Raw genomic sequence first — 26,976 nt, 5'->3', positions numbered from 1 at the left:
TCGAGGGCGTGTGGAAGGGACATCCGTGAACGACCTGCTCGATCCACTGTTGTTGGCCAGGTGGCAGTTCGGTCTCACGACCGTCTACCACTTCCTCTTCGTGCCGATCACGATCGGTCTCGCGACGAGCACCGCGGTGTTCCAGACCGCCTGGTTCCGCACCGGCAAGGCCGAGTACCTGCGCATCACGCGGTTCTTCGGCAACATCTTCCTCATCAACTTCGCCATGGGCGTCGTCACCGGCATCGTGCAGGAGTTCCAGTTCGGCATGAACTGGTCGGAGTACTCGCGGTTCGTCGGCGACGTGTTCGGCGCCCCGCTGGCCATGGAGGGCCTGCTCGCCTTCTTCTTCGAGGCGACCATGATCGGCCTCTGGATCTTCGGCTGGGACAAGCTGCCGCGCGGCATCCATCTCGCCACGATCTGGGCGGTCGCCGTCGGCACCATCCTGTCGGCGTACTTCATCCTGGCCGCGAACGCGTTCATGCAGAATCCGGTCGGCTACGAGCTGAACGCCGAGAGCGGCCGCGCCGAGCTCGTCGACATCGGCGCGCTGCTCACGAACCGGGTCGCCCTCGCCGCGTTCCCGCACACGATCGCGGCGAGCTTCATGGTCGCGGCGGGCCTCATCATCAGCGCGGCCGCCTGGCACCTCGCGCGCAACCAGCACATCGACACGATGCGGCCCGCGCTCAAGTACGGGCTCTGGCTCATGATCGGCTCCGGCGTGCTCACGACCCTGTTCGGCGACCAGCTCAGCCTCGCGATGGTCGCGACGCAGCCCATGAAGATGGCCGCGGCCGAGGCCACGTTCGACACGGTCTGCGGGGCGGACGCGTCATTCTCGATCTTCACCCTCGGCACGCCCGACGGGTCGAGCGAGCTCTTCTCGATCCGCATCCCGTACCTGCTCTCGTTCCTGTCGACGCACACGTTCGACGGGTGCGTCGAGGGCATCAACGACCTGCAGGCGCAGTACACGCAGCAGTTCGGCCCCGGCGACTACACGCCGATCCTCTGGGTCACCTACTGGGCGTTCCGCTGGATGATCGGCCTCGGCCTGCTCCACGTCTTTATCGCCGTGGTCGGCCTCTGGGTCACCCGCAAGGGACGCATGCCGAAGCAGGCATGGGTCTGGAAGGTCGCGATCTGGAGCTTCCCGCTCTCGCTCCTCGCGATGAGCGTCGGGTGGGTGTTCACCGAGATGGGTCGACAGCCCTGGATCGTGTTCAGCCTCATGAAGACCGAATCGGGCGTCTCGCCCTACGTGACCGGGCTCGACGTGCTCATCTCGCTCGTCGCCTTCACGCTCATCTACGGCATCCTCGCGGTGGTCGAGGTGCGGCTCATCATCCAGGCGATCCACAAGGGGCCGCCCGAGGTGGGGGAGCCGGATCCCGAGACCGGCAAGATCGAACCCGCCACGACGGTCTACTAGGAGGCGACTGAAGATGGATCTCGCAACACTCTGGTTCTGGATCGTCGCGTTCCTGTTCGTCGGGTACTTCGTCCTCGACGGGTTCGACTTCGGCATCGGCATGTCACTGCCGTTCCTCGGCAAGGACGACACCGATCGGCGCGTGCTGATCAACACCATCGGCCCCGTGTGGGACCTCAACGAGACCTGGGTCATCGTCGCGGGCGCCGCGTTGTTCGCGGCGTTCCCCGAGTGGTACGCCACGCTGTTCTCGGGGTTCTACCTCGCCCTGCTGCTGATCCTGCTCGCGCTCATCGCGCGAGGCGTCTCGTTCGAGTACCGGCACAAGCGGCCCGACTCGAAGTGGAAGGCGTGGTTCGACGGCATGATCGTCGTCGGCTCGGCCGTGCCCGCGCTGCTCTGGGGCGTCGCGTTCGCGAACATCGTGGCCGGCGTGCCGCTCGACGCCGACCACAACTTCACGGGCAACCTGCTGACGCTGCTGAATCCGTACGCCTTGTTCGGCGGCCTCACGACGCTGCTGCTCTTCTTCACGCACGGCGTCGTGTTCGCCTCGCTCAAGACCGAGGGCGACCTGCGCGAGCGTGCGCGCCGCCTCGCCGTCCGCTCGGGAGCGATCACGATCGTCGTCGCCGCGAGCTTCCTGCTCTGGACCGGCTTCGCGTTCGGCACGTTCTGGTTCTGGGTGTTCGCCGCGGTGGCCGCCCTCGCGCTCATCGGCGGCTGGCTGGCGAACCTGCGCGGGGCCGAGGGCATCGCCTTCACGCTGCTCGCGGTCACCGTCGCCACGGCGGTGCTGGCGCTGTTCGCGGCGCTGTTCCCCGACGTGATGCCGGCCTCGAACGACCCGGCGAACAGCCTCACGATCGAGAACGCGTCGAGCACCGAGTACACCCTCACCGTGATGAGCTGGGTGGCGCTGTTCACCCTGCCGATCGTGCTGCTCTACCAGGGCTGGACGTACTGGGTGTTCCGCAAGCGCGTCTCGCGCGCATCCGTCGAGGCGGCCGCGCACTGACGTGAAACCCCTCGATCCACGACTCGTCCGGCGTTCGCGCGCCGCCCGCAGGTTCCTCGTCGTCGGCGCCCTGCTGGCGCTCCTGCAGGCGGCCGCGACCGTCGGGCTGGCGTACGCGCTCGCGTCGCTCGTCGCGGGCCTCATCGACGGCGAGCGGATGTCGCAGGCGTGGCCCCTGCTCGTGCTCCTCGTGGTCGCGGCATCCGTCCGTGCCCTGTCGGCGTGGGCGTGGGAGCTCGTGGGCTCGGCCGGCGCGATGCGCGTGAAGCAGGAGCTGCGGCGTGACGTGCTCGTCGCGGTCGAGCGTGCCCCGGCCGGGGTGCCCGGATTCTCCAGCGCGCGCACGACCACCCTGCTCGGCCCCGGCCTCGACGCGCTCGACGCGTACTTCGGCTCGTACCTGCCGCAGCTCGTGCTGACGGCGGTCGCGACGCCGATCCTGATCGCGATCGCGTGGTGGGCCGACCCGCTCTCGGGGCTGGTGTTCGTGATCGTGCTGCCGCTCATACCGGTCTTCATGGCGCTCATCGGCATGGCGACGCAGGCCGTGCAGCGGCGGCAGTACGACTCGCTCGCGACCCTCTCGCACGGGTTCCTCGAGGTCGTCGGAGGGCTCTCGACGCTCATCGTGTTCGGCCGGGCCAAGCGGCAGGTCTCGCGCATCCGGTCGGTCACCGACGACTTCCGCAAGCGCACGATGGCCGTGCTGCGCGTGACGTTCCTGTCGGGCTTCACGCTCGAGTTCGCGGCCAGCCTCTCGGTCGCGATCGTCGCGGTGTCGATCGGGTTCCGGCTCGTGTGGGGCGAGATCGGGCTGCTGCCCGGGCTGTTCGTGCTGATCCTCGCGCCCGACATCTTCCTGCCCGTGCGCAACGTCGGCGCGGCGTTCCATGCGTCGTCTGCGGGCGTCGCCGCATCCGACGACGCGTTCGAATTGTTCGAGGCCGCGCGGGGCGGGGGCGCTTCGGTGCCGGTCGCCCCTGGGCCGGTCGCCGGTCGTGATGGGATTCCGGATGCCGCGGCGACCGTTGCGACGCCCGCGGCTGCTGCGGCGGACACCGGGGTCTCGCTCGTCGCTGCGGGGGTGCGCCGCGACGGCGAGCTCGTGGTCGACGGCGTGGATCTCGCAGCCCGCCCCGGCGAACTCGTGGCCGTCACGGGCCCGAGCGGCATCGGCAAGTCGAGCCTGTTCGCGGGCCTGCTGGGGTTCGCACCGATCGAGGGCGAGGCGCTCGTGAACGGCGAGCGCCCCGGTGCCGCGACCCGCGCGGCGATCGCCTGGTCGCCGCAGGGTGCGACGCTCTTCGCCGGAACCGTGCGCTCGAACGTGCGTCTCGGCGCCGAGCAGGCCGATGCGGCGCTCGTCGAGCGCGCGATGCGCCTCGCCGACGTCGGGCTCGACCCCGAGACCCCGCTCGGCGCGGGCGGCTCCGGGCTCTCCGGCGGGCAGGCGCAGCGCGTCGCGATCGCCAGGGCCCTGCACCGCGCGCTCGCCACCGAGGCGCGCATCGTGCTGCTCGACGAGCCGACCTCCGCCCAGGACCCCGCACACGAGGCCGCGATCGCGGCCGGTCTCCGCGAGCTCGCCGACGAGGGGTACGCGGTGGTCGTCGCGACGCACCGCGCTGGCGTGACCGCCTCGGCCGACCGCACGATCGCATTGGCGGGCGCCCATGTCTGAACGCCTCGCCGTCGATCCGACCTCGGAGCGCGCGACCTCGGGACGCGCGACCTCGGGACGCGCGACCTCGGGACGCGCGACTTCGGAGCGCGCCGCCGCGGGCTCGACGATCCTCCGCGCCGCGATCCCGTCGGCCGGCCGTCTCACGCCGTCGGTGCTCTCGGGCATCGCCTCCGGCCTCTCCGCGATCGCCCTGCTCGCGTGCTCGGCGTGGCTCATCGCCCGCGCGGCCGAGCAGCCTCCGGTGCTCTACCTGTCGGTCGCGGTCGTCGGCGTGCGCGCGTTCGCACTCGGTCGGGCCGTGTTCCGGTACCTCGAACGGCTCACCGGCCACGACGCGTCGTTCCGGCAGCTCGCGGCCATCCGCACGGGCGTGTTCGAACGCATGCTGCCCGTCGCACCCGACGGGCTCGCCGGAGCGCGTCGCGGCGACCTGCTGTCCCGCTTCGTCGACGACGTCGACGAGTTGCAGAACGTGCCCCTGCGCGTCGTGCAGCCGCTCGTGAGTGCTGCGGTCGTGCTCCTCGCGGCGATCGTCGGCGTCGCGATCCTCGCGCCGGCCTCGGCGCTGGCCGTGCTCGCCTGCCTCGTGGTCGGCGTCGGGCTGACGCTCCTGGCCCAGTCGTTCGCGGCGGCCAGGGCCGAACGCGAGCTCGCCCCGCTGCGCGGCGACCTGCAGGCGGCCGTGCTCGAGCACGTGCAGTCGGTCGACGTGCTCGTCGCCTTCGATGCGGCCGAGGGCAGCCGCGCCCGCATCGAGGCGCTCGGTGATCGGCTCGCCCGCGCGACGCGAGCCAGGGTCATGGCGGCCGGTGCGGCATCCGCCTCGATGACGGCGATCGGCGGGTTCGCGGTCGCCGCGAGCCTCGCGGCCGCGGCGCCGCTGCTCGAGGACGGCCGCATCGGCGGTCCGGTGTTCGCCGTGCTCGCACTCGTGCCGCTCGCGATCGCCGAGGTCGCGGCCGCGATCCCGCTCGCCGCGACGGCCTGGCGTCAGGCGCGCTCGAGCGCCGCGCGAGTCGAATCGGCCGTGCCCGAGCGGGTACCGAGCGGCATCCCGGTTCCGCCTCTGGTGCCGGCGGATCCGCCCGCGGGCGTTGCGCCGCCCGAGATCCGCCTGCGCGGCGTGCGAGCATCGTGGCCCGCAGTGGGCGGCGACGCCGGCGATGCAGCTGCGCCGGTTCCCGAGAACGCCGACGGCGACCGACGACGGCCCGACGCGACATCCGGTGCCGCGCTCGAGCACGTCGACCTCGAGCTCGAGTCGGGGGAGTGCGTGCTGCTGCGCGGACCGTCGGGCGCCGGCAAGACGACCCTCGCGCATGTGCTCGTGCGGTTCCTCGAGTACGGGGGCTCGTACCGCATCGGCGGCGTCGAGGCCTCCGCGCTCGAGCCCGACGCGCTCCGAACGATCGTCGGCCTCGTCGAGCAGCGGCCGTGGCTCTTCGACGAGACCGTGCGCCAGAACCTGCTCTTCGCACGCGAGGGCGCGACCGACGACGACCTGCTCGACGCGCTCGACCGCGTCGGACTGCGCGACTGGGTCGAGCAGCGCGGCGGCCTCGACGCTCGCGTCGGCGAGCGCGGCTCGCTCGTCTCCGGCGGGCAGGCGCAGCGCATCGCGCTCGCACGGGCCACGCTGGCGGGCTTCCCGGTGCTCGTGCTCGACGAACCGACGGCGAACGTCGACGCGGTGCAGGCCGATGCGCTCATGCGCGACCTCGTGACGGTCGCGCGCGACGCCGGGCGAACGGTGCTCGTCATCTCGCACGCACCCGTCGACGAACGGCTCGTCGACCGCACGTTCAGCATTGGTGAAGGGCGTCTCGACGGCCGGTCCACGACATAGGCTGAACGGATGCCGCGCCGAATCCGACGCCGCCGGCTCGACGGGTGGACCGATCCGCACCTGCTCTTCCGCGCGCACCACACCGAATCCACCCACGTGGTGTGGCTCGACGGCGGCTCCGATGCCACGAGCGGCATCAGCGTGATCGCCGCGGCGCACGCCGGTTCCGAGCTGCTCACGGCGGATGTCGCGGCCGGCACGATCACGAGCGCCTGGCCCGCGGCCTCCGACCGCCCGACGCTGACGCGGGCCGCCGGGGTCGACGACGTGTTCGATGCGCTGGGCGCGCGCCTCGCCGAGCACCGCGCGGAGGAGTCCGAGGGTTCCGATCCGTCCGGCCCGCTCGGCTGGTACGGGTGGTTCGGCTACGAGCTGGGCGCCGGACTCGTCGGCGTGCCTGCGGCCGAGACGAACACGCCCGACGCGGCGTTCCTCTGGGTCGACCGGGCCGTCGTGTTCGACCACGCGGCGCGCACGGCGGCGCTCGTGTGGCTCGGCGGCGACGAGCGCGACGGCGATCACGACGGCGATGCCGCATCCGAGGCCTGGGCGCGCGAACTCGCCGAGGTCTGGGCGAGCGCCAGGGCTGGCGCCGGGCCCGCCGGATCCGCACCCGCAGTGCCGGCGGAGCCGCCGACATCCGCTCGCCCCGATCCGCAGTCGGCGCCGGCGCCCGCGCCGACCGCGCGCTGGCGCCACGACGCCGCGACCTACTCGCGCCTCATCGGGGAGTGCCAGCAGGCGATCCACCGCGGCGACGCCTACCAGCTCTGCCTCACGAACCGCGTCGACGTCGACGTGACGCCCGACCCGGCGAGCACCTACCTCGCACTGCGGGCCTCGAGCCCGACGCACCACGGCGGCTACCTCCGGTTCGGCGAGCACGCGCTGCTCAGCGCCTCGCCCGAGCTGTTCCTGCACGTCTCGCACGACGGCGTCGTCTCGACGAAGCCCATGAAGGGCACGCGCCCGCGGCACGCCGACCCCGTCGAAGACCGGCGGCTGCGACGCGAGCTCCTCGAGAGCGACAAGGAGCGTGCCGAGAACCTCATGATCGTCGACCTCATGCGCAACGACCTCGGGCGCATCGCCGAACTCGGCACCGTGCGCGTGCCGAGCCTGCTCGCCGTCGAGGAGTACCCGCATGTGCACCAGCTCGTCTCGACCGTGCGCGCCCGGCTGCGGCATCCGCTCACCGCACTCGATGCCGTGCGCTCGGCGTTCCCGGCGGGGTCGATGACGGGCACGCCCAAGCACAGCGCCATGCGGATCCTGCACGGCCTCGAGGCCGGACCCCGCGGCGTCTACTCCGGTGCGTTCGGCTATCTGGCCGTCGACGGCAGCCTCGACCTGGCCATGGTCATCCGCTCGATCGTGCTCGGCCCCGACGGCGCCTCGATCGGCACGGGCGGCGGCATCACCGCCCTCTCGATCGCCGAGGAGGAGGTCGAGGAGACCCGCATCAAGGCCCGCGCACTGCTCGCCGTGCTCGGCGCGACGGGCGCCTGATCCTCGTCTGCTCCAGGTGAGGCCGCCGCCCAGCCCGAGTGAGTAGGCTTGATGCTCGGTGCGTCGACGTCTGGCGCGCCCTGAGCAGTGCGGTGAACCCCGCATCGACACGATTGAGAGTCACGTGGCACACGATCAGCACGAGGTCGACCCCGGCGCATACGACTTCGCCTCCATCCAGGCGAAGTGGCTTCCGGTGTGGGAGGAGTCGAAGCCGTTCGCGGCAGGCCGCCCCGGTGACACGAAGCCGCGCAAGTACATCCTCGACATGTTCCCGTACCCCTCCGGCGACCTGCACATGGGGCACGCCGAGGCGTTCGGCTACGGCGACACCGTGGCCCGCTACTGGCGCCACCAGGGCTTCGACGTGCTGCACCCCATCGGGTGGGACTCCTTCGGGCTGCCCGCAGAGAACGCGGCCATCAAGCGCGGTGTCGACCCCCGCGCCTGGACCTACGAGAACATCGACCAGCAGAAGCGCTCGTTCCGCCAGTACGCGCCGTCGTTCGACTGGTCGCGCGAACTGCACACGAGCGACCCCGAGTACTACCGCTGGAACCAGTGGCTCTTCCTGAAGCTCTACGAGAAGGGCATCGCCTACCGCAAGGCGGGCCAGGTCAACTGGTGCCCCAACGACCAGACCGTGCTCGCCAACGAGCAGGTCGTCGACGGGCACTGCGAGCGCTGCGGCGCCGTCGTCACCAAGAAGGCCCTCACGCAGTGGTACTTCCGCGTCACCGACTACGCCGACCGCCTGCTCGACGACCTGAACCAGCTCGAGGGCGCGTGGCCGTCGAAGGTCATCTCGATGCAGCGCAACTGGATCGGCCGCTCGGCCGGCGCCGACGTCGAGTTCGAGATCGAGGGGCGCGAGGAGCGCATCCCGGTCTTCACCACGCGACCCGACACGCTGTTCGGCGCGACCTTCATGGTCGTGGCGCCCGACTCCGAGCTCGCCGCAGAGCTCGCGGCCGGGGCATCCGACGAGGTCAAGGCGCGCTTCGAGGGCTACCTCGAGTCCGTGCGCACCGAGAGCGACATCGACCGCCTCGCGACCGACCGCCCGAAGACCGGCGTGTTCCTCGACCGCCACGCGATCAACCCCGTGAACGGCGAGCGCCTGCCGATCTGGGCCGCCGACTACGTGCTGGCCGACTACGGTCACGGCGCGATCATGGCCGTGCCCGCGCACGACCAGCGCGACCTCGACTTCGCCCGCGCGTTCGACCTGCCCGTGCGCGTCGTCGTCGACACGAACCAGCCCGTCACCGGTGTGATCCCCGTGATCCCGCTCGACGAGAACGGCGTGCCGTACCTGCCCGACGACCTGCCGCCGCTGAACCCCGGCGACACGGGCGTCGCGCTGACCGGCGAGGGCCGCCTGATCAACTCGGGCCCGCTCGACGGCCTCTCGAAGTCGAACGCGATCCGCCGCGTCGTCGACCTGCTCGAGCACCGCGGCCTCGGCCGTGCGGCCAAGAACTACCGCCTGCGCGACTGGCTCATCTCGCGCCAGCGCTACTGGGGCACGCCCATCCCCATCATCCACTGCACCGACTGCGGCGAGGTGCCGGTGCCCGACAGCGAGCTGCCGGTGCGGCTTCCGGACGCCGCGGGCCTCGACCTGAAGCCCAAGGGCTCGAGCCCGCTGGGTGCCGCCGAAGACTGGGTCAACGTCGCGTGCCCGAAGTGCGGCGGGGCCGCGCGTCGCGACTCCGACACCATGGACACGTTTGTCGACAGCTCCTGGTACTACCTGCGCTACCTCAACCCGACCGACGAGGGCGTCGCCTTCGACCCGGCCGAGGCCGAGAAGTGGGCGCCCGTCGACCAGTACGTCGGCGGCGTCGAGCACGCGATCCTGCACCTGCTCTACTCGCGCTTCATCACGAAGGTGCTCTTCGACGAGGGCTACCTGAGCTTCACCGAGCCGTTCACGTCGCTGCTCAACCAGGGCATGGTGCTCATGGACGGGTCGAAGATGTCGAAGTCGAAGGGCAACCTCGTCGAGTTCGCGTCCGAACTGCAGGCGCACGGCACCGACGCGCTGCGCGTCACGCTCGCGTTCGCCGGCCCGCCCGAAGACGACATCGACTGGGCGGATGTCTCGCCGACCGGTGCGGCGAAGTTCCTCGCCCGTGCGTGGCGCATCGCCGGCGAGGTGACCTCGAGCCCCGACGTCGAGTGGAAGACGGGCGACGCCGCGCTCCGCCGCATCACGCACCGACTGCTCGCCGATGCCCCCGGGCTCGTCGAGGCGTTCAAGTTCAACGTGGTCGTCGCGCGCCTCATGGAGCTCGTGAACGCGACCCGCAAGGCCATCGACTCGGGTGCCGGTGCGGGCGACGCCGCGGTGCGCGAGGCGGCCGAGGTGACCGCGATGATCCTCGACCTGTTCGCGCCGTACACGGCCGAAGACATGTGGGAGCGTCTCGGCTACCAGCCGACCGTGGCCCTCGTGCCGTGGCGCAAGGCCGATCCGGCGCTCCTCGTCGAGGAGTCGGTCACGGCGATCGTGCAGGTCAACGGCAAGGTGCGCGACCGCATCGAGGTCTCCCCGAAGATCTCGGGCGAGGAGCTCGAGGCCCTCGCGCGCGCGTCGGCCGCGGTCGTGCGCACCATCGGCGACAGCGAGATCGTCAACGTGATCGTGCGCGCACCGCGCCTGGTGAACATCGCGATCAAGGGCTGACCCCGCGTTCGACGGGTCGGCCGGTCGGCATGACCGCTCCTCCCCACTGCGGCATCGGCGACGGCCGGTCGGGCTTCGGCCCGGCCGGCCGTTCGGCGTTGCGGGGTCGCCGTAGCGTGCGGGCATGCCCGCTGAACCGCTCGATGCTCCGAGTGCACCCGTGCCGCGTGATGCGCTCGATGCGCTCGACCCCGCCGCGCGCCGCGCCGGACCGCGCGTGCGCATCGCCGTCGGCGCGGCCGTCGTGCTCTTCGTCGCGGCGGTCGCGCTGGCGGCCGTGGTCTCGTTCGCGTCGGGCGGCGGCGGGGCGCAGGAGGTCATCGGAGGGTCTGGTGGCCCGTCGGGTGCGAACGGCTCGGCCGATTCGCCGAACGGAGGCGTGAGCGGCGACGGCCCGAACGGTGCCGACGCCGCCGACGGCACGGTCGGCGAACCGCTGCCGCTGCTCGTGCACGTGCTCGGGGCGGTCGCCAGTCCCGGCCTCGTCGAGCTCGACCAGGGCGCGCGGGTCGTCGACGCCGTCGCCGCGGCCGGCGGGTTCACCGCCGACGCCGACCCCGCAGGGGTGAACCTCGCTCGTCCGGTCGTCGACGGCGAGCAGCTCCGGGTGTTCGCGATCGGCGAGGTGCCGGCGGCCGCGGCGGGCGGTGGCGCGGGTGCGGGCGGTGGTGGCGCGGGCGGGGGCGCTGCGGCATCCGACGGCCTCGTGCACCTGAACACCGCGGGGGTCGCGGAGCTCGACACGCTGCCGCGCATCGGCCCCGCACTCGCGCAGCGCATCCTCGACTACCGCGAGGCGAACGGCGCCTTCACGAGCGTCGACCAGTTGATGGACGTGACCGGCATCGGCGACGCCGTGTTCGCCGGTCTCGCCGAGCTCGTGGCGCTCTGAGTGCACGACCTGCGGATGCTGCTGCCCGCGTGCGCGACCTGGGCTGCCGCGTGGGCGGCCGTCGGAGCGCCCGATGCCGGCATCGACGGGTGGATGACGGCGGCCTCGCTGTGGGCGCTCGCGTTCATCGTCGCCGGCCTGCTCTGCTGGGCGACGCTCGACCGCCACGGCAGTGCGCGAAGAGCCCTGAACACACCGCTCGGCGACGGTCGCGACACGCGCACGACGTCCAGCCGACGGCGTGCACTCCTCGTCGCCGTGGCTGCCACCACGCTGGTCGTGCTCGCGTGCGCGGCCCTCGCGGCGACGACCGCTGCCGCCGGACTCGCCGAGCGGGCGCGGTCGCCGTTGACGGAGGCGGCGCGGGCCCGCAGCACCGTCGACGTCGTGATCGAGGCGACCACGTCGCCCCGCCCGATGCGCGCTGCGGTCTGGGCGGCCGACGAGCCGATGGTCCGCGTCGACGGGGTGCTCGTGAGCGTCGACGGGGTGGCGGCCGCCGACGTTCCGGTCACGGTCGGGCTGAGCGCATCGACCGACGTCGAATGGGGCACGCGCCTCTCGTTCGCGGCACGCGCCCAGAGCCTTCCGGCCGGCGAATCGACCGCGTTCCGACTCGTCTCGCCCGACCGCGTCGATCCGGTCGGAGGGCCGCCGCCGTGGCTCGCGTGGGCCTCGGGGCTCAGGCACGGCTTCGCGGATGCCGCGGCCGGCCTCGAGGGCGATGGCGCCGCGCTCGTGCCAGGACTCGCGATCGGCGACACCTCCGCGGTCGATGCCGACCTCGATGCCGCGATGAAGGCGAGTTCGCTGACGCACCTGACGGCCGTCTCCGGGGCGAACTGCGCGATCGTGACGGCAGCCGCATTCGGCCTCGCGGCCGCGTGCGGACTCGGCCGCCGCTCCCGGGTCGTCGTCGCGCTCGTCGCCCTCGCCGGGTTCGTGGTGCTCGTGACGCCGCAGGCGAGCGTCATCCGGGCCGCGGCGATGGCGGTCGTGATCCTGGTCGGCGTCGCCTCGTCGCGGCGTGCGGGCGGCACCTCCGCGCTCTCCGTCGCCGTCGTGCTCCTGCTCGTGCAGAATCCCTGGCTCGCCCGCGACTACGGGTTCGCCCTCTCCGCGGCGGCCACGGCCGGGCTGCTGCTGCTCGCGGCTCCGTTGGCGCGGCGGTTCGCCGAGGTCATGCCGGTGCCGCTCGCCATCGTGCTCGCGGTGCCCGTCGCAGCCCAGGTGGCGTGCCAGCCCGTGCTGATCCTGCTCGATCCGGCGATCGCCGTCTACGGGGTCGCGGCGAACCTGCTCGCCGCGCCCGCGGCGCCGGTCGGCACGGTGGTCGGCATGATCGGATGCCTCCTGCTGCCGATCCTGCCGTCGGTCGGGTTCGCCCTTCTACAGGTCGCGTGGGTTCCCGCCTCCTGGATCGCGCTCGTCGCGCACGGCGCCTCGGGCCTTCCCGGCGGGCGACTGCCGTGGCTGTCCGACGCGCCGGGTGCGTGCGTGCTGCTCGTCGCGACCGCGGTCGGGCTCTGGCTCCTCCTCGATCGCCGGGGCGGTCGCACACTCCGCCGAGTCGCGGCCGTCGTCCTCGTGCTGCTCGTCGCCGTGCCGATCGGCCTCGTCGCGGGGCCGTCGGTGGTCGCGCGAGCCTCACATCCGGGGGAGTGGGATGTCGCGAACTGCGACGTCGGCCAAGGGGACGCCGTGCTCGTGCGCTCCGAGGGGTCGACGGCGCTCTTCGACACCGGACCCGACCCGGCCGCGCTCGGTCGGTGCCTGGAGTTCCTGGGTGTCGAGCGCATCGACCTGCTCGTGCTCACCCACTGGGATGCCGATCACGTCGCAGGGAGCGGCGCGGTCGTCGGCATGGTGCAGACCGTGGTGCACGGTCCGCTCGACGACGAACGCTCCTCGCGGGTGCTCGACCCGCTGATCGCGGGCGGTGCCGACGCCGTGGAGGTCGCGTCCGGCCGGCGTGGCGTGCTCGGCGACTCGCGCTGGAGCGTGCTGTGGCCGCCTGCCCGAACGGCGCCCGGCAACGACGCGAGCGTCGTGCTCGAGCTCGAGGGGCGCATCGGGCGGGCGGTCTTCCTCGGCGACCTCGGCGAGGAGGCCCAGGCCCGCATGCTCGCGGATGCGGCGCCTGGCCGCGTCGACCTCGTGAAGGTCGCCCATCACGGCTCGGCCGACCAGAGCGAACGGCTGTACGAGGCGCTCTCCGCGACCGTAGGCGTCATCGGCGTCGGCGCCGACAACGGGTACGGCCATCCCACCGATCGCCTGCTCGAACTGCTCGATCGGCTCGGCACCGTTCCCGTGCGGAGCGACCGCTCGGGCACATCGCTCCTGACCGCGACCGGCGACGGCGGGTTCCGTCTCTGGACCGAGCGGAGCGCGGGCGATGTCGCACCTCGACCGTAGACTTGAACGGAAAGGGAGGTGCCGTGGCAGCTCGATCCTCAGGCGCAGCACGCGGCAACGCGCGCGCCAAGGCGGCGGCGATCCCGCAGTTGGCGTACAACCAGGTTCGACCGGCGCCGATCGTGCTCATCTCGGGCCCCGAAGACGTGCTGGCCGAGCGCGCCTCGACCCGGCTCCGCGAGGTGCTCCGGGCCGAAGACCCCGACCTCGAGGTCAGCGAGATCTCGGGCGACGCCTATCAGCGCGGCGAGCTCCTGACGCTCGCGAGCCCGTCGCTCTTCGGCGAGGCCAGGCTCATCCGCATCGACGGCGCCGAGAAGGCGACCGACGACCTCATCCTCGACATGGTCGACTTCGTCGGCCAGCCGACCGAGTCGACCACGGTCGTCGTGCGCCACCGCGGCGGGGTGCGCGGCAAGAAGATGCTCGACGCCATCCGGTCGGGCGACGGCGAGGCCATCGAGATCGTCTGCGCCGAGCTCAAGCGCGAGTCCGACAAGCAGGAGTTCGTGCAGACCGAGATCCGCGCCGCCGGCCGGTCGATCGCCCCGAGGGCCCTGCGTGCGCTCGTCGCGGCGTTCAGCGACGATCTCGCCGAGCTCGATGCCGCGTGTCGGCAGCTCCTCGCCGACGCCTCCGGCGACATCACCGAGGCCGTGGTCGCGAAGTACTACGGCGGTCGCGTCGAGACGAATGCGTTCGAGGTCGCCGACGCGGCGATCGCCGGCCGCCACGGCGACGCGCTCGTGGCTCTGCGGCACGCGCTCGACAGCGGCGCCGACCCCGTGCCCATGGTCGCCGCGTTCGCGATGAAGATCCGCACGATGGCGAAGGTCTCGGGCGTTCGCGGCGGTGGCTCCGGCGTCGCCTCCTCGCTCGGGCTCGCGCCGTGGCAGGTCGACCGCGCACGGCGCGACCTCGCCGGCTGGACCGACGAGGGCCTCCAGCAGGCCATCGTGCAGCTGGCACGTACCGACGCCGCGGTCAAGGGCGCCGAGCGCGACCCCGTGTTCGCGCTCGAGCGACTCGTCGGCGTCATCGCCTCCCGCGGTCGCAGCGTCGTCTAGCCGGGCCGCCGCCCCCGCATCGTCCGGTCGTGGAGCCGGGCGGTCCGAGGCGTCGTCGCAACTCTCGAGCCGCGAACCCGATACGACCGGACGTCGCCGCTGAAACGACGAACGCCCCGCACGACTCGTGCGGGGCGTTCGATCAGACGTCGTGCTTTACAGCGCGGCGGCCTGCTTCGCGATGGCCGACTTGCGGTTCGCGGCCTGGTTCTTGTGGATGACGCCCTTGCTGGCGGCCTTGTCGAGCTTGCGACCGGCGACGCGGACGGCGGCGATGGCCTTGTCCTTGTCACCCGTTGCGATGGCCTCGCGAGCGGCGCGGACGGCGCTCTTGACCTGGCTCTTGACCGCCTTGTTGCGCTCCTGAGCCTTCAGGTTCGTCTTGATGCGCTTGATCTGCGACTTGATGTTTGCCACGTGGTTCGTCTTTCGTTCTTGTGCGGGTACCGGATGTGCCGAGCGAAGGTAGAGGGGCCTCGCGCGGCGAATCGTGCGGGGTGGGACCCACACGCAAGCCAACAGACAACGATACCAGCAACGAGCGCATGGCACCAATGCGGTGGCCGCGGCATCCGCTCGCCCCGGTCAGTTCGAGCGGATGATGCCGAGATCGCGGGCCCGCGCGACGGCGGCCGTGCGCGAACCCACCTCCAGTTTGGCGAAGATGTGCACGAGGTGCGACTTCACGGTGGCCTCGCTGAGGAAGAGCGCCTTGCCGATCTCGCGGTTCGTGTAGCCGCTCGCCACGAGGCCCAGCACCTCGGCCTCGCGGCCCGTCAGGCGCTCGAGGCCGCCGTTCGCGTCGAGGCGCGACGAGACGCCGGGCGCGAACGCGGGCTCGCCGGTCGCGGCGGCCCTGATCGCGGCGACGAGCTCGGTCGGCGGCGAGTCCTTCAGCAGGTATCCGCTCGCCCCGGCCTCGATCGCGCTCAGGATGTCGGCGTCGGTGTCGTAGTTGGTGAGCACGAGCACGCGGGGGGCATCCGCCTGCGAGCGGATGTGACGCGTCGCCTCCGCGCCCTGCATGTCCGACGGGAACTGCAGGTCCATGAGCACGACGTCGACGCCGCCCTCGTTCGCACGCCGCACCGCGGCATCGGCCCGGTCGACGTCGGCGACGACCACGAGGTCGGGTTCGGCCTCCAGCATGGCGCGCACCCCGGCGCGCACGACGGGGTGGTCGTCGGCGATCAGGAGACGGATGCCGCCGGCTGCGCCGTCGCTGCTCGGGCCGGCACCGGCGTTCGCCTCACCGCCGGTCGCAGCGCCGCCGGTCACAGCATCGCCGCTCACGACGCCGCCGCCACGGGGATCCGCACCGAGACCGCGGTGCCCTCGCCGGGATGCGACTCGATGTCGATCGACCCGCCCTCGCGCTCGGCGCGCTCGCGCATGGCGCGCAGTCCGAAGCGGAGCTGCGCCGCCGGGTCGGCGGCGAGCGCCACGGGGTCGAAGCCGATGCCGTCGTCGACCACGTCGAGCGCGACCTCGTCGCCGAGGTAGCTCAGCGTGAGCTCGGCGCGCGTGGCGCGGGCGTGGCGCAGCACGTTCGCGAGGGCCCCCTGGGCGATGCGCAGGAGCGTCGCGTCGATGGACATCGGCAGGGCGACGGGGTCGCCGCTCGTCGAGTACGAGACCCGGGTCGCCGTGCCCGCCTGCGCGGCCTGCTCGTCGACCGCGGCCGCGAGGCGACGGAGGGCGGCCGGCAGCGTCTGCTCGTCGAGCGACGGCGGGCTGAGCTCGCGGATGAAGCGGCGGGTCTCCGCCAGGTTCTCCGAGGCGGTTTCACGGGCGAGTCTCAGCTTGTCGAGCGTGCGCTCGTCGTCGATGTCGCGTTCTGCGGCGTGCAGGAGCATCTGGATGCTCGAGAGGCCCTGCGCCACGGTGTCGTGGATCTCGCGCGCGATGCGCTCGCGCTCGGCGAGCGTGCCGGCCTCGCGGCTCGCCGTCGAGAGCTCCTCGCGGGTGGCGATGAGGTCGAGGATGAGCGCCTGGCGGTCCTTCGTCTCCTGCGCCATCGCGCGGTACCCGAGTCCGATGACGATCGCCACGCCGGCGCTGATGAGCGGGCCGAGGATCGTGCCCACCTCGAATCCGAGGTGGCTCGCCGTGCCCCACACCGAGAGGCCGAACGTGACGACGACCAGCGGAACCGCGAGGGGAGCGGCCAGCACGTGCAGCTCGAGGAAGAACAGGGGGAACGCGAGGAACGCGGCATCCGGGGTCATCGCGGACATTCCGGCCCACAGTGCGAGCAGGGCCGTGAGCCAGAGCACGCGCGCCCACTGGGGCAGGTTGCGGTGCGAGGTCGCGACGCCGGCGCCGTAGCACGCGAGGAACGCGATCGTGAGGATCGTGATGGCGCCCTCGTACTGGTCGTCGGCGAGGAGCGCCCGGACCATGACGAACAGGGCGAGCCCGACCACGAGCACGTGGAGCCCGAATCGGAGCGTGATGAACACCGGTCGGAGGGCCGACGGCGAGACCCTCCCGAAGTCGAGGAGGGGGAGCGGAAGCGGGGCTGCGGGCGCGGTCATGGTGCGTGTCAGCGTAGTCGCGGGGCTTCGCGGAGGCATCCGTCGAAAGTGCGAAGCCAAGTCATGGGAGAATCGTCGGGATGTCTCCGAGAGCTGCTACCCCGCCGGTGCCCGCCGCCACCGACCCCGCGCTGATCCGCAATTTCTGCATCATCGCGCATATCGACCACGGCAAGTCGACCCTCGCCGACCGCATGCTCGGCATCACGGGCGTCGTGAGCGACCGTGACATGCGCGCGCAGTACCTCGATCGCATGGACATCGAGCGCGAGCGCGGCATCACGATCAAGAGCCAGGCCGTGCGCATGCCGTGGCAGGTCGGCGACACGTCGTACGCCCTGAACATGATCGACACCCCCGGTCACGTCGACTTCAGCTACGAGGTCTCGCGTTCGCTCGCCGCATGCGAGGGAGCGATCCTGCTGGTCGACGCCGCGCAGGGCATCGAGGCGCAGACGCTCGCGAACCTCTACCTCGCGCTCGAGAACGACCTCGAGATCATCCCGGTGCTGAACAAGATCGACCTGCCGGCCGCCGAGCCCGAGAAGTACGCGCGCGAGCTGGCCGAGCTCATCGGCGGCTCGCCCGACGACGTGCTGAAGGTCTCGGGCAAGACCGGCCTCGGCGTCGAGGACCTGCTCGACAGGGTCGTCGAGCGCATCCCGGCTCCGGTCGGCGACGCGAACGCCCCGGCGCGCGCCATGATCTTCGACTCCGTGTACGACAGCTACCGCGGCGTCGTCACCTACGTGCGCATGGTCGACGGCCGGCTCAACCCCCGCGAGCGCATCCAGATGCTCTCGACGAAGGCGAACCACGAGATCCTCGAGATCGGCGTGAGCGCCCCCGAGCCGACCCCGTCCAAGGGCCTCAGCGTCGGCGAGGTCGGCTACCTGATCACCGGTGTGAAGGACGTGCGCCAGTCGAAGGTCGGCGACACCGTCACCACGGCGGCGAAGCCCGCGACCGAGGCGCTGCCGGGCTACACCGAGCCGCTGCCGATGGTGTTCTCGGGCCTCTACCCGATCGACGGCAGCGACTACCCCGAGCTCCGCGAGGCGCTCGACAAGCTGAAGCTCTCCGACGCCTCGCTCGTCTACGAGCCCGAGACCTCGGTCGCGCTCGGCTTCGGCTTCCGCTGCGGCTTCCTCGGCCTGCTGCACCTCGAGATCATCACCGAGCGCCTGCAGCGCGAGTTCGGCCTCGACCTCATCGCCACGGCGCCGTCGGTGATCTACGAGGTCACGACCGAAGACAGGAAGACCGTCACGGTCACGAACCCGAGCGAGTTCCCGACGGGCGCGAAGATCTCCGAGGTGCGCGAGCCCATGGTGCGCGCCGCGATCCTCGCCCCGAAGGACTACGTCGGCACGATCATGGAGCTCTGCCAGTCGCGCCGCGGCGCCCTGCTCGGCATGGAGTACCTCGGCGAAGACCGGGTCGAGATCCGCTACAACATGCCGCTCGGCGAGATCGTGTTCGACTTCTTCGACCAGTTGAAGTCGAAGACCGCCGGCTACGCGTCGCTCGACTACGAGCCCGTGGGCGACCAGGCCGCCGACCTCGTGAAGGTCGACATCCTGCTCCAGGGCGAGCAGGTCGATGCGTTCAGCGCGATCGTGCACCGCGACAAGGCCTACGCGTACGGCGTGCTCATGACGGGCCGCCTGCGCGAGCTCATCCCGCGCCAGCAGTTCGAGGTGCCCATCCAGGCTGCGATCGGCGCCCGCATCATCGCGCGCGAGTCGATCCGCGCCATGCGCAAGGACGTGCTCGCCAAGTGCTACGGCGGTGACATCAGCCGCAAGCGCAAGCTCCTCGAGAAGCAGAAGGAGGGCAAGAAGCGCATGAAGATGGTCGGCCGGGTCGAGGTTCCCCAGGAGGCGTTCATCGCGGCCCTGAGCGGCGACGTCGAGAAGAAGGACAAGAAGTAAGCAGGCCCCCGATGACCCGACGCAGCACCTTCACCGATCAGTCCGTCACCTACGGCTCGATCGGCGCGACGCTCGAACCCGACCTCATGCGCTACCCGCCGAGCGGCTACCGCCCGGCCGAAGACAGCGTTCGGCTCGGCAGCGGCGTCGACCGCTTCGACCGCGCGGCAGAGGCCCTCATGACGTGGGGCATCCAGCGCGGCGCCGGCTACGAGGTGACGGATGTCTCCGCCGGAACCGGCGCCCAGTATCCCGGCATCGTGTACGACGCCGAGGGCGCCCCGCTCGCCGAGCAGCCAGGCCCGCGCACCGAGGACCGCTTCGGCGAAGACGGCACGGCCTACATCGCCTCGGGCATGCAGGCCACGCTCGTGCGACGCGGTCGGTTCCGCCCGCAGCTGACGCCGGTGCTCGTGGTCTACGTGATCGACGAGCCCGGCCGCGTCGGCTACGCATTCGGCACGACCGGCGACGGGCTCGAGAGCGGCGAGGAGTCGTTCGTGCTCGAGCGCCGCGACGACGACACCGTGTGGCTCACGATCCGCTCGTTCCGGGCGACGGCCGGAGGCTCCAAGCGCGTGCTCGCACCATGGGTGCGACGTCGTCGACGCGAGCTGACGAAGCAGCAGCTTCGTGCCCTGCATCCCGCGGGCGGCGTGTAGGCGTGGGTTCCGCGCTGCCGCTCGGCGAGCCGGCACCGCTCGACGGCCTGCTGCCCGCCTCCGCGGCCGAAGGCGCCGCCGATCGGGCGTTCGGCGTCTACGTGCACGTCCCGTTCTGCCGCGTGCGCTGCGGGTACTGCGACTTCAACACCTACACGGCGAGCGAGCTTCGTGGCGCCCGTCAGGTCGACTACGCCGATCAGGCCATCGACGAGATCCGGATGTCGCGGCGCGTGCTCGCGGCATCCGGAGCGCCCTCCCGAGCGGCCGAGACGGTCTTCTTCGGCGGCGGAACGCCGACCCTGCTGCCCGCCGACGACCTCGTGCGCATGCTGGGCGCCGTTCGCGACGAGTTCGGGTTCGCGCCGGGCGCCGAGGTCACGACCGAGGCGAACCCCGATTCCGTCGGGCCCGAAGACCTGATCCGGCTCGCCGAGGGCGGCTTCACGCGGGTCTCGTTCGGCATGCAGTCGGCGGTGCCGCACGTGCTCGCGGCCCTCGATCGCACGCACGACCCGGCGAGGGTGCCGCTCGTGGTGCGCTGGGCGCGCGACGCCGGACTCGACGTGAGCCTCGACCTGATCTACGGCACGCCGGGGGAGTCGCTCGACGACTGGCGGCGCAGTGTCGACGCGGTGGTCGCCGAGCGGCCCGACCATGTGAGCGCGTACGCGCTCATCGTCGAGGACGGTACGAAGCTGGCACGGCAGATCCGTCGCGGCGAACTCGCGCAGCCCGACGACGACCTCGAGGCCGACATGTACGAGCTGGCCGACACGGCCTTCGCCGAGGCGGGCTTCGAGTGGTACGAGGTCAGCAACTGGGCGAACGATGCGGCGCACCGTTCGCGGCACAACCTCGGCTACTGGCGCGGCGACGACTGGTGGGGCGTCGGGCCCGGCGCCCACAGCCACGTCGGCGGGGTGCGCTGGTGGAACGCGAAGCATCCGGCCGCCTATGCCGAGCGCCTGGCGGCGGGCCACTCGCCCGCGGTCGGTCGCGAGGTGCTCGACGCACCCACGCGCGAGACCGAGCGCGTGCTGCTCCTCACGCGCATCCGCGAGGGCATCGACATCGCATCGCTGCACACGGGTGGTCGTCACGCGGTCGCGGGCCTCATCGCCGACGAGCTCGTCGACGCGAAAGCCGCCCTCGCTGGTGGGCTGACGCTCACCAGGCGAGGACGGCTGCTCGCCGACGCCGTCGTGCGGCGCCTGCTCGAGGACTGAACCTCGCTCGAGGACGAATCCCCGGTCAGCTCACGAACTTGATCGTGAGCGGGTACGAGTACGGCTCGCCCTGGTTCGCCTTGACGGCGGCGATGATGCTGAAGACGACGACCACGACGGCGACGGCGATCGACAGGAAGATGCCGATCACGACCAGCCAGAGGATGCTGCTGATGATCGCGGCGATGGTCATCGTGATCTGGAAGTTCAGCGCGGTCGCGGTGTGCGCGCGCACGAACGGGCCCTTGTCCTTGAGGATCAGGTAGCCGATGAGGGCCGGGATGAAGCCGAAGAAGATGCCGCCGATGTGCACGAGCGTCGCCCAGAGCTTCTCGTCGTTGGGGCTCAGCTGCGGGCTCTGCTCGTAGGGGTTCTGCGGGGGCGGGGGAGGGGGCAGGTCGGACATCGTCTTCTCCTGTTCGGATGCGCCGGACCCGGCGCGGTGAGTGCGGACGCCTTCATGCTGGCACAGCAACGCCCGCCGCGGGAGTGTGACGCTCCCACGACGGGCGATGCGCGCGACCGGCGCCGGGAGCCGGCGCCGCCCCCTGGACTACTTGATGAGTCGGATGGCGAAGGGGTAGCGGTAGTGGTTGCCGTCCTTGGCCTGCATGAACGCGAGGATCGAGAAGATCAGACCCACCGCCCAGATTGCGAACCACAGCAACGTGCCGAGGAAGCCGAGGACGCCAAACGACACGAGGGCGAGGATGAACGTCAGGATCCAGGCCGCGATCTGCGCGAAGACGAGCGTGATCTGGAAGTTCAGCGCCTCCTTCGCCTCGGTGTTCGTGAACTGGCCGCGGTCCTTGAAGACGAGCCAGATGATGAGCGACGGCAGGAATCCGAGGATTCCGCCGAGGTGGGCGAACGAGCCCCACTGCACATCCTGCTCGCGCGAGAGCGGCGCGCCCGGCGCTGCCGCGGGCTGCGCGGCCGCGGGCTGCGGTGCGGCCGGCTGCTGCGGCGGGGTGGGCGGCACGTTCGGATCGGACGGGCCTGCGTTGGGATCTGACATGTACGTGCCTTTCGGGGCTTCGGCGGTCGTTCCGCTGCCGCGAGCATGAGCGGTCGCAGCCGGGTAGGTCGCGGAACATGCTCACGGTAGCGCCGGGCGGGAGTGTCGGCAATGGGGATTACCCTGAGTTGAGCGGTATGATTGGCACTCACATCGATTGAGTGCTAACAGCGCCGGGAAAGCGAGGGACATGGTCTCCGAACGCAGCCTCGCCGTCCTCAGAGCGATCGTGCAGGACTACGTCGCCTCCCGTGAACCCGTGGGTTCGAAGGCCATCGTCGAACGGCACTCGTTCGGCGTCTCCGCGGCGACCATCCGCAACGACATGGCGCTCCTCGAAGAGGAGGAGCTCATCGCGGCACCGCACACGTCGTCGGGCCGCATCCCGACCGACAAGGGGTACCGAGTCTTCGTCGATCAGCTGACCGACGTGCGCCCCATGACGAGGGCCCAGCGGCACGCGATCGAGACCTTCCTCGGCGAGTCGAGCGACCTCGACGAGCTCCTCGCGCGCACGGTGCGCCTCGTCGCTCAGCTGACCAAGCAGCTCGCGGTCGTGCAGTACCCGAGCTTCGGAAGTGCGCGGGTGCGGCACGTCGAGCTCGTCTCGCTCGCACCCGACCGCGTGCTGTGCATCCTCATCACCGACTCGGGTCAGGTCGAGCAGCGGGTCGCCGAGCTCCCGCACCCGGTCGACGAGGCCTCGCTCGCGCTGCATCGCGCGCGCCTGAACGAGCTCGCCGGCAATCGGGCCATGGCGGATGCCGCGGAGTCGCTGTCCGGCACGTTCGACGACGTCGCGCCGGCCGATGCCGTCGTGCTGGGCGCGCTCGCGTCCACGCTCGCCGATCAGGCCCGCGCCCAGCGGCAGGATCGCCTCGTCGTGGCCGGAGCGGCGAACCTCGTGCGAACCGAGCAGGACTTCGCCGGGTCGATCCTCGGCGTCATCGAGGCCATCGAGGAGCAGGTCGTGCTCCTGAGGCTGTTCGGCGAGATGGCCGCCGACGAGCACGCCGTGGCCGTGCGCATCGGCCGCGAGAACGCGTCGTTCGGGCTCGGCGAGACCTCCGTGCTCTCGAGCGCGTTCGAGATCCCCGGTCGCGACATCTCCCGGCTCGGCGTCGTCGGCCCCACCCGCATGGACTACTCCCACAGCATGGCGGCCGTTCGCGCGGTCGCCCGATACCTCTCCCGCACGCTCGGCGAGAACTGAGCAGCCGGCCCCCACCGGCATCCGCAATCGAAAGGACACGCCCTCCGTGGCAGACCACTACGAGGTCCTCGGCGTCTCGCGCGAGGCGACCCCCGACGAGATCAAGAAGGCGTACCGTCGCCTCGCACGCGAACTGCACCCCGACGTGAACCCGGGCGCCGAGGCGTCCGAGCGATTCAAGTCGGTCACGCACGCGTACGACGTGCTCTCCGACCCGAAGCAGCGCCAGCAGTACGACCTCGGCGACCAGGGCGGGTTCGGCGGCGGCGGGCAGGGCTTCGGCGGGTTCGGCGACATCTTCGAGACGTTCTTCGGCGGCGCTCAGCAGAGCCGCGGGCCCAGGTCGCGTCGCGAACGCGGTCAAGACGCGCTCATCCGCGTCGAGGTCGGGCTCGACGAGGTCATCTTCGGCACGCACCGCGACATCGAGGTCGACACCGCCGTGGTGTGCCAGACCTGCCACGGCTCGTGCTGCCAGCCGGGCACGTCGCCCGTCACCTGCGACATCTGCCACGGCACCGGTTCGATCCAGCGCGCGGTGCGCTCGCTCCTCGGCAATGTCATGACGTCGAGCCCCTGCGGCACCTGCCGCGGCTACGGCACCGTCATCGCGACGCCGTGCGTGACCTGCCAGGGCCAGGGGCGCGTGCGTGCGCGCCGCACGGTTCCGGTCGACATCCCCGCGGGCGTCGACACGGGCGTGCGCCTGCAGATGCCGGGCTCCGGCGAGGCCGGCCCGGCCGCCGGCCCGAACGGCGACCTGTACCTCGAGATCAAGGTCAAGAACCACGACGTGTTCAGCCGCAACGGCGACGACCTGCTCGCGACCCTCGCGGTGTCGATGACCGACGCGATCCTCGGCACCACGGCGAAGATCGAGGCGCTCGACGGCGACGTCGAGGTCGAGATCAAGGCGGGCCTGCAGAGCGGCGAGATCCTCACGGTCAAGGACCGCGGCGTCTCCAAGCTCCGCGGCAGCGGCCGCGGCGACCTCCGCATCGGCGTGCAGGTGGTGACGCCCACCAAGCTCTCGACGAAGGAGCGCGAGCTCGTGCAGCAGTTCGCGGCGTCGAAGAAGGCCGCGGCCCCCGAGCTGAGCCACTTCCAGCAGGGCCTCTTCGCCCGACTCCGCGACAAGTTCCTCGGCTGACGGATGCCGCGATGAGCCATCTCTACCTCGACGAGACCCTCGAACTGGCGGGCGCCGCCTCCGGCGATCTCGTGCGCCTCGCGGGCGACGAGGCGCGCCACGCGGTGACCGTCTCGCGCGTGCGCGTCGGCGAGCAGCTCTCCGTCGGCAACGGTCGCGGCGTCCTCGCCACGGCGACCGTGGTCGAGGCGGCACCGCGCGAGCTCGTGCTCGAGGTCGGCGAGGTGACCTCGACGCCCGCGCCGAGCCCCCGCATCACGCTCGTGCAGGCCCTCGCCAAGGGCGACCGCGACGAGCTCGCGGTGCAGGCGGCCACCGAGCTCGGCGTCGATGCGATCGTGCCGTGGTCGGCGAGCCGTTCGGTCTCGCGATGGGAGGGGCCGAAGGCCGAGAAGGGCCGCGCCCGCTGGGCGAGCATCGTGCGCGAGGCGACCAAGCAGTCGATCCGCCCGTGGATGCCCGAGGTCGCGCCTCTCACGGCGACCGCCGGGCTCGTCGCCCTGCTCGACGGCGCCCGCGTGCTGCTGCTCGAGCCGACCGCGACGACGCCGCTCACCGCGCTCGACGACGACGGCCGCGATCTCGTGCTCGTCGTGGGCCCCGAGGGCGGCATCGCGCCCGCCGAGATCGAGCGTCTCGTCGCCGCGGGCGCCGAGACCGTGCGACTCGGCGACTCGGTCCTGCGCACCTCGACGGCGGGCCCCGCGGCCATCGCGGTGCTGAACGCCCGACTCGGGCGGTGGTGAGGCATCCCTCGCTACGATGGAGACATGAGCGCACCCGCTGAGCCGACCCTGTTCGAGCGCATCGCCGCGCGTGAGATCCCCGCGAACATCGTCGCCGAGACGGCGAACGTGATCGCCTTCCACGACATCGCGCCCAAGGCGCCCGTGCACGTGGTCGTCACCCCGAAGTCGGGCACCTACCGCGACGTCGTCGAGCTCGCTGCGGGCGACCCCGCGCTGCTCGCCGAACTCGTCGACGTCGCCCGCGGCATCGCCGCCGACCTCGCCGACGGCGACTTCCGTCTCGTGTTCAACACGGGCGCCGGCGCGGGCCAGACCGTCTTCCACGTGCACGCGCACGTCCTGGCCGGCGGCCTCGAGGAGGCCTCGCTTGGCGGATGAGTCGCACGACGTCGCCCCCGAGTCCGTCGACGAGGAGCGACTGAAGATCGACGGCATCGCCATGGTGCGGCTGCTGGGCCCGCAGGATCGCCTGCTGACCACCATCCAGCGCGAGTACCCCGACGTCGAGGTGCACGTGCGCGGCAACGAGATCGGCATCCGCGGTGCATCCGAGGAGCGCCTCCGGGTGCGTCGACTCATCGAAGAACTCCTGGAGCTCGTGCGAGCCGGCCAGGACCCAACCCCCACCGAAGTGAGGAGCTCGGCACGCATGATCGACGCCGATCCAGGTTCACGACCCTCCGAGATGCTCGGGCAGGTCATCGTCGCCTCCCGCGGCAAGAGCATCCGTCCGAAGACCGAGGGGCAGCGCGCGTACGTCGACGCCATCGACGAGCACACCGTGGTCTTCGGCATCGGACCGGCCGGCACGGGCAAGACCTACCTCGCGATGGCGAAGGCCGTGCAGGCCCTCCAGCGCAAGGAGGTCAGCCGAATCATCCTGACCCGTCCGGCCGTCGAGGCCGGCGAGCGCCTCGGATTCCTGCCCGGCACCCTCACCGACAAGATCGACCCGTACCTGCGGCCGCTCTACGACGCGCTGAACGAGATGATGGACCCCGAGATGGTGCCGAAGCTCCTCGCCTCGGGCACCGTCGAGGTCGCACCGCTCGCCTACATGCGCGGCCGAACGCTGAACGACTCGTTCGTCGTGCTCGACGAGGCGCAGAACACCACGCCCGAGCAGATGAAGATGTTCCTCACCCGCCTCGGCTTCGGTTCGAAGATGGTCGTGACGGGCGACGTCACGCAGGTCGACCTGCCCGGCGGCGCGAGCGGCCTGCGGCTCGTGACCCGCATCCTCGACCGCATCGACGACATCCACTTCGCACGCCTGACGAGCGCCGACGTCGTGCGGCACACCCTCGTCGGACAGATCGTCGACGCGTACACCGAGTTCGACCAGCGCGCACAGGCGCAGCGCTTCGAACGCGACCAGGCGCGCGAGTTCGCGAACCGCGCCGAACGACGCGGGCACGCGGGCCCGCGCGACCATCTTCCGCGAAAGGGCGGCAACTCGTGAGCATCGAGGTCAACAACGAATCCGCCGTCGAGATCGACGAGGAGGTGCTGCAGCGCCTCGCGGTCTACGTGCTCGACGCGCTGCACGTGCACGCCGACGCCGAGCTCGCGATCGTGCTCGTCGACGAGGGGGCCATGGAGCAGCTCCACGTGCAGTGGATGGACGAGCCCGGCCCCACCGACGTGCTGAGCTTCCCCATGGACGAGCTCCGACCGGGCAGCGAAGACAACCCCGCGCCGCCCGGACTCCTCGGCGACGTCGTGCTGTGCCCGCAGGTCGCAGAGGCGCAGGCGCGCACCGCGGGGCATCCGCTCATCGACGAACTGCTCCTGCTCACCACGCACGGCATGCTGCACCTGCTCGGCTTCGACCACGCCGAACCCGAAGACGAGAAGGAGATGTTCGGGCTGCAGCGCGACCTCCTCGTCGGCTTCACGATGCAGGAGCGTCGTCGCTGA

Annotated in this window: 23 protein-coding genes; 18 read left to right on the top strand and 5 right to left on the bottom strand. The window is 71.4% G+C overall.

The window, feature by feature from the left end; all coding sequences use genetic code 11:
- Nucleotides 1–25 precede the first annotated feature (25 nt).
- The 9 genes from GQR16_RS06560 (at nucleotide 26) to holA (ending at nucleotide 14,564) form a co-directional block, all read left to right on the top strand.
- The gene (locus GQR16_RS06560; protein ID WP_157414360.1) at nucleotides 26–1,438 is read left to right on the top strand and encodes a cytochrome ubiquinol oxidase subunit I; all 1,413 of its coding nucleotides are present in this window, start codon (nucleotides 26–28) and stop codon (nucleotides 1,436–1,438) included.
- A 13-nt stretch (nucleotides 1,439–1,451) separates the two neighbouring features.
- On the top strand, nucleotides 1,452–2,456 hold the full coding sequence (gene cydB / locus GQR16_RS06555) for a cytochrome d ubiquinol oxidase subunit II (protein WP_157414359.1): 1,005 nt from the start codon (nucleotides 1,452–1,454) through the stop codon (nucleotides 2,454–2,456).
- A 1-nt stretch (nucleotide 2,457) separates the two neighbouring features.
- Nucleotides 2,458–4,137, top strand: coding sequence for a thiol reductant ABC exporter subunit CydD (cydD, locus tag GQR16_RS06550; protein WP_157414358.1), 1,680 nt, complete (start codon nucleotides 2,458–2,460; stop codon nucleotides 4,135–4,137).
- On the top strand, nucleotides 4,130–5,986 hold the full coding sequence (gene cydC, locus GQR16_RS06545; protein WP_157414357.1) for a thiol reductant ABC exporter subunit CydC: 1,857 nt from the start codon (nucleotides 4,130–4,132) through the stop codon (nucleotides 5,984–5,986). The genes cydD and cydC overlap by 8 nt, the downstream gene beginning before the upstream one ends.
- A 9-nt stretch (nucleotides 5,987–5,995) precedes the next feature.
- Nucleotides 5,996–7,495, top strand: coding sequence for an aminodeoxychorismate synthase component I (gene pabB / locus GQR16_RS06540; protein WP_157414356.1), 1,500 nt, complete (start codon nucleotides 5,996–5,998; stop codon nucleotides 7,493–7,495).
- A 124-nt stretch (nucleotides 7,496–7,619) separates the two neighbouring features.
- Nucleotides 7,620–10,187 carry a leucine--tRNA ligase gene (gene leuS / locus GQR16_RS06535; protein ID WP_246200593.1) on the top strand — a complete coding sequence of 856 codons (2,568 nt, stop codon included), beginning with the start codon at nucleotides 7,620–7,622 and terminating at the stop codon, nucleotides 10,185–10,187.
- 124 nt (nucleotides 10,188–10,311) lie between these two features.
- Nucleotides 10,312–11,079: a ComEA family DNA-binding protein gene (locus GQR16_RS06530; RefSeq protein ID WP_157414355.1), complete on the top strand. Its 768-nt coding sequence runs from the start codon at nucleotides 10,312–10,314 to the stop codon at nucleotides 11,077–11,079.
- A complete protein-coding gene (locus tag GQR16_RS06525) occupies nucleotides 11,080–13,497 on the top strand; it encodes a ComEC/Rec2 family competence protein (RefSeq protein ID WP_157414354.1) in 2,418 nt (805 codons plus the stop codon). It begins immediately after the preceding gene.
- A gap of 23 nt (nucleotides 13,498–13,520) precedes the next feature.
- Entirely contained in the window at nucleotides 13,521–14,564 is a 1,044-nt protein-coding gene (gene holA, locus GQR16_RS06520) for a DNA polymerase III subunit delta (RefSeq protein ID WP_157414353.1), read from the top strand.
- A 156-nt stretch (nucleotides 14,565–14,720) separates the two neighbouring features.
- Here the strand turns inward: holA and rpsT are convergent, their stop codons facing one another.
- The 3 genes from rpsT to GQR16_RS06505 form a co-directional block, all read right to left on the bottom strand.
- On the bottom strand, nucleotides 14,721–14,981 hold the full coding sequence (gene rpsT, locus GQR16_RS06515) for a 30S ribosomal protein S20 (protein WP_157414352.1): 261 nt from the start codon (nucleotides 14,979–14,981) through the stop codon (nucleotides 14,721–14,723).
- 168 nt (nucleotides 14,982–15,149) lie between these two features.
- Nucleotides 15,150–15,767 carry a response regulator gene (locus GQR16_RS06510; RefSeq protein WP_281351376.1) on the bottom strand — a complete coding sequence of 206 codons (618 nt, stop codon included), beginning with the start codon at nucleotides 15,765–15,767 and terminating at the stop codon, nucleotides 15,150–15,152.
- A gap of 86 nt (nucleotides 15,768–15,853) precedes the next feature.
- Nucleotides 15,854–17,101, bottom strand: coding sequence for a sensor histidine kinase (locus GQR16_RS06505; RefSeq protein ID WP_157414351.1), 1,248 nt, complete (start codon nucleotides 17,099–17,101; stop codon nucleotides 15,854–15,856).
- Nucleotides 17,102–17,181: 80 nt separating this feature from the next.
- Between GQR16_RS06505 and lepA the strand changes: the two genes are divergently transcribed.
- Genes lepA through hemW form a run of 3 tightly spaced genes read left to right on the top strand, consistent with a single transcriptional unit; the run spans nucleotide 17,182 to nucleotide 20,926 of the window.
- The gene (gene lepA / locus GQR16_RS06500) at nucleotides 17,182–19,035 is read left to right on the top strand and encodes a translation elongation factor 4 (protein ID WP_157414350.1); all 1,854 of its coding nucleotides are present in this window, start codon (nucleotides 17,182–17,184) and stop codon (nucleotides 19,033–19,035) included.
- 11 nt (nucleotides 19,036–19,046) lie between these two features.
- Entirely contained in the window at nucleotides 19,047–19,697 is a 651-nt protein-coding gene (locus tag GQR16_RS06495; protein ID WP_157414349.1) for a DUF1990 domain-containing protein, read from the top strand.
- Nucleotides 19,698–19,699: 2 nt separating this feature from the next.
- The gene (hemW, locus tag GQR16_RS06490) at nucleotides 19,700–20,926 is read left to right on the top strand and encodes a radical SAM family heme chaperone HemW (RefSeq protein ID WP_157414348.1); all 1,227 of its coding nucleotides are present in this window, start codon (nucleotides 19,700–19,702) and stop codon (nucleotides 20,924–20,926) included.
- Between the two features lie 25 nt (nucleotides 20,927–20,951).
- Here hemW and GQR16_RS06485 read toward each other — a convergent pair whose 3' ends face one another.
- Nucleotides 20,952–21,332, bottom strand: coding sequence for a DUF4870 domain-containing protein (locus GQR16_RS06485; protein ID WP_157414347.1), 381 nt, complete (start codon nucleotides 21,330–21,332; stop codon nucleotides 20,952–20,954).
- A 147-nt stretch (nucleotides 21,333–21,479) separates the two neighbouring features.
- Nucleotides 21,480–21,944: a DUF4870 domain-containing protein gene (locus GQR16_RS06480; RefSeq protein WP_157414346.1), complete on the bottom strand. Its 465-nt coding sequence runs from the start codon at nucleotides 21,942–21,944 to the stop codon at nucleotides 21,480–21,482.
- A 190-nt stretch (nucleotides 21,945–22,134) separates the two neighbouring features.
- Here GQR16_RS06480 and hrcA point away from each other — a divergent pair, with 190 nt between their 5' ends.
- From hrcA to ybeY, 6 genes are all read left to right on the top strand, one after another.
- Nucleotides 22,135–23,157 carry a heat-inducible transcriptional repressor HrcA gene (hrcA, locus tag GQR16_RS06475; protein WP_157414345.1) on the top strand — a complete coding sequence of 341 codons (1,023 nt, stop codon included), beginning with the start codon at nucleotides 22,135–22,137 and terminating at the stop codon, nucleotides 23,155–23,157.
- Between the two features lie 46 nt (nucleotides 23,158–23,203).
- The gene (dnaJ, locus tag GQR16_RS06470) at nucleotides 23,204–24,307 is read left to right on the top strand and encodes a molecular chaperone DnaJ (RefSeq protein ID WP_157414344.1); all 1,104 of its coding nucleotides are present in this window, start codon (nucleotides 23,204–23,206) and stop codon (nucleotides 24,305–24,307) included.
- 11 nt (nucleotides 24,308–24,318) lie between these two features.
- Nucleotides 24,319–25,053, top strand: a complete 735-nt coding sequence (locus GQR16_RS06465) for a 16S rRNA (uracil(1498)-N(3))-methyltransferase (RefSeq protein ID WP_157414343.1) — start codon at nucleotides 24,319–24,321, stop codon at nucleotides 25,051–25,053.
- A 24-nt stretch (nucleotides 25,054–25,077) separates the two neighbouring features.
- The gene (locus GQR16_RS06460) at nucleotides 25,078–25,434 is read left to right on the top strand and encodes an HIT domain-containing protein (RefSeq protein ID WP_157414342.1); all 357 of its coding nucleotides are present in this window, start codon (nucleotides 25,078–25,080) and stop codon (nucleotides 25,432–25,434) included.
- Between the two features lie 61 nt (nucleotides 25,435–25,495).
- Nucleotides 25,496–26,518, top strand: coding sequence for a PhoH family protein (locus GQR16_RS06455; protein WP_157414487.1), 1,023 nt, complete (start codon nucleotides 25,496–25,498; stop codon nucleotides 26,516–26,518).
- Nucleotides 26,515–26,976 carry an rRNA maturation RNase YbeY gene (gene ybeY, locus GQR16_RS06450; protein ID WP_157414341.1) on the top strand — a complete coding sequence of 154 codons (462 nt, stop codon included), beginning with the start codon at nucleotides 26,515–26,517 and terminating at the stop codon, nucleotides 26,974–26,976. Before GQR16_RS06455 ends, ybeY begins: the two co-directional genes overlap by 4 nt.

It is taken from the genome of Agromyces allii, assembly GCF_009749385.1.
Taxonomy (GTDB): domain Bacteria; phylum Actinomycetota; class Actinomycetes; order Actinomycetales; family Microbacteriaceae; genus Agromyces; species Agromyces allii.
The sequence above is the reverse complement of the archived record's forward strand: the minus strand, read 5'-3'. Positions and strand labels throughout refer to the sequence as shown.

Excerpts from the sequence above, each read along its gene's own strand:
- cydB (WP_157414359.1), top strand. The coding sequence starts at position 1,452 with ATGGATCTCGCAACACTCTGGTTCTGGATCGTCGCGTTCCTGTTCGTC.
- cydC (WP_157414357.1), top strand. The coding sequence starts at position 4,130 with ATGTCTGAACGCCTCGCCGTCGATCCGACCTCGGAGCGCGCGACCTCG.
- pabB (WP_157414356.1), top strand. The coding sequence starts at position 5,996 with ATGCCGCGCCGAATCCGACGCCGCCGGCTCGACGGGTGGACCGATCCG.
- GQR16_RS06530 (WP_157414355.1), top strand. The coding sequence starts at position 10,312 with ATGCCCGCTGAACCGCTCGATGCTCCGAGTGCACCCGTGCCGCGTGAT.
- GQR16_RS06505 (WP_157414351.1), bottom strand. The coding sequence starts at position 17,101 with ATGACCGCGCCCGCAGCCCCGCTTCCGCTCCCCCTCCTCGACTTCGGG.
- lepA (WP_157414350.1), top strand. The coding sequence starts at position 17,182 with ATGTCTCCGAGAGCTGCTACCCCGCCGGTGCCCGCCGCCACCGACCCC.
- GQR16_RS06495 (WP_157414349.1), top strand. The coding sequence starts at position 19,047 with ATGACCCGACGCAGCACCTTCACCGATCAGTCCGTCACCTACGGCTCG.
- GQR16_RS06485 (WP_157414347.1), bottom strand. The coding sequence starts at position 21,332 with ATGTCCGACCTGCCCCCTCCCCCGCCCCCGCAGAACCCCTACGAGCAG.
- GQR16_RS06480 (WP_157414346.1), bottom strand. The coding sequence starts at position 21,944 with ATGTCAGATCCCAACGCAGGCCCGTCCGATCCGAACGTGCCGCCCACC.
- hrcA (WP_157414345.1), top strand. The coding sequence starts at position 22,135 with ATGGTCTCCGAACGCAGCCTCGCCGTCCTCAGAGCGATCGTGCAGGAC.
- GQR16_RS06465 (WP_157414343.1), top strand. The coding sequence starts at position 24,319 with ATGAGCCATCTCTACCTCGACGAGACCCTCGAACTGGCGGGCGCCGCC.
- GQR16_RS06460 (WP_157414342.1), top strand. The coding sequence starts at position 25,078 with ATGAGCGCACCCGCTGAGCCGACCCTGTTCGAGCGCATCGCCGCGCGT.
- GQR16_RS06455 (WP_157414487.1), top strand. The coding sequence starts at position 25,496 with ATGGTGCGGCTGCTGGGCCCGCAGGATCGCCTGCTGACCACCATCCAG.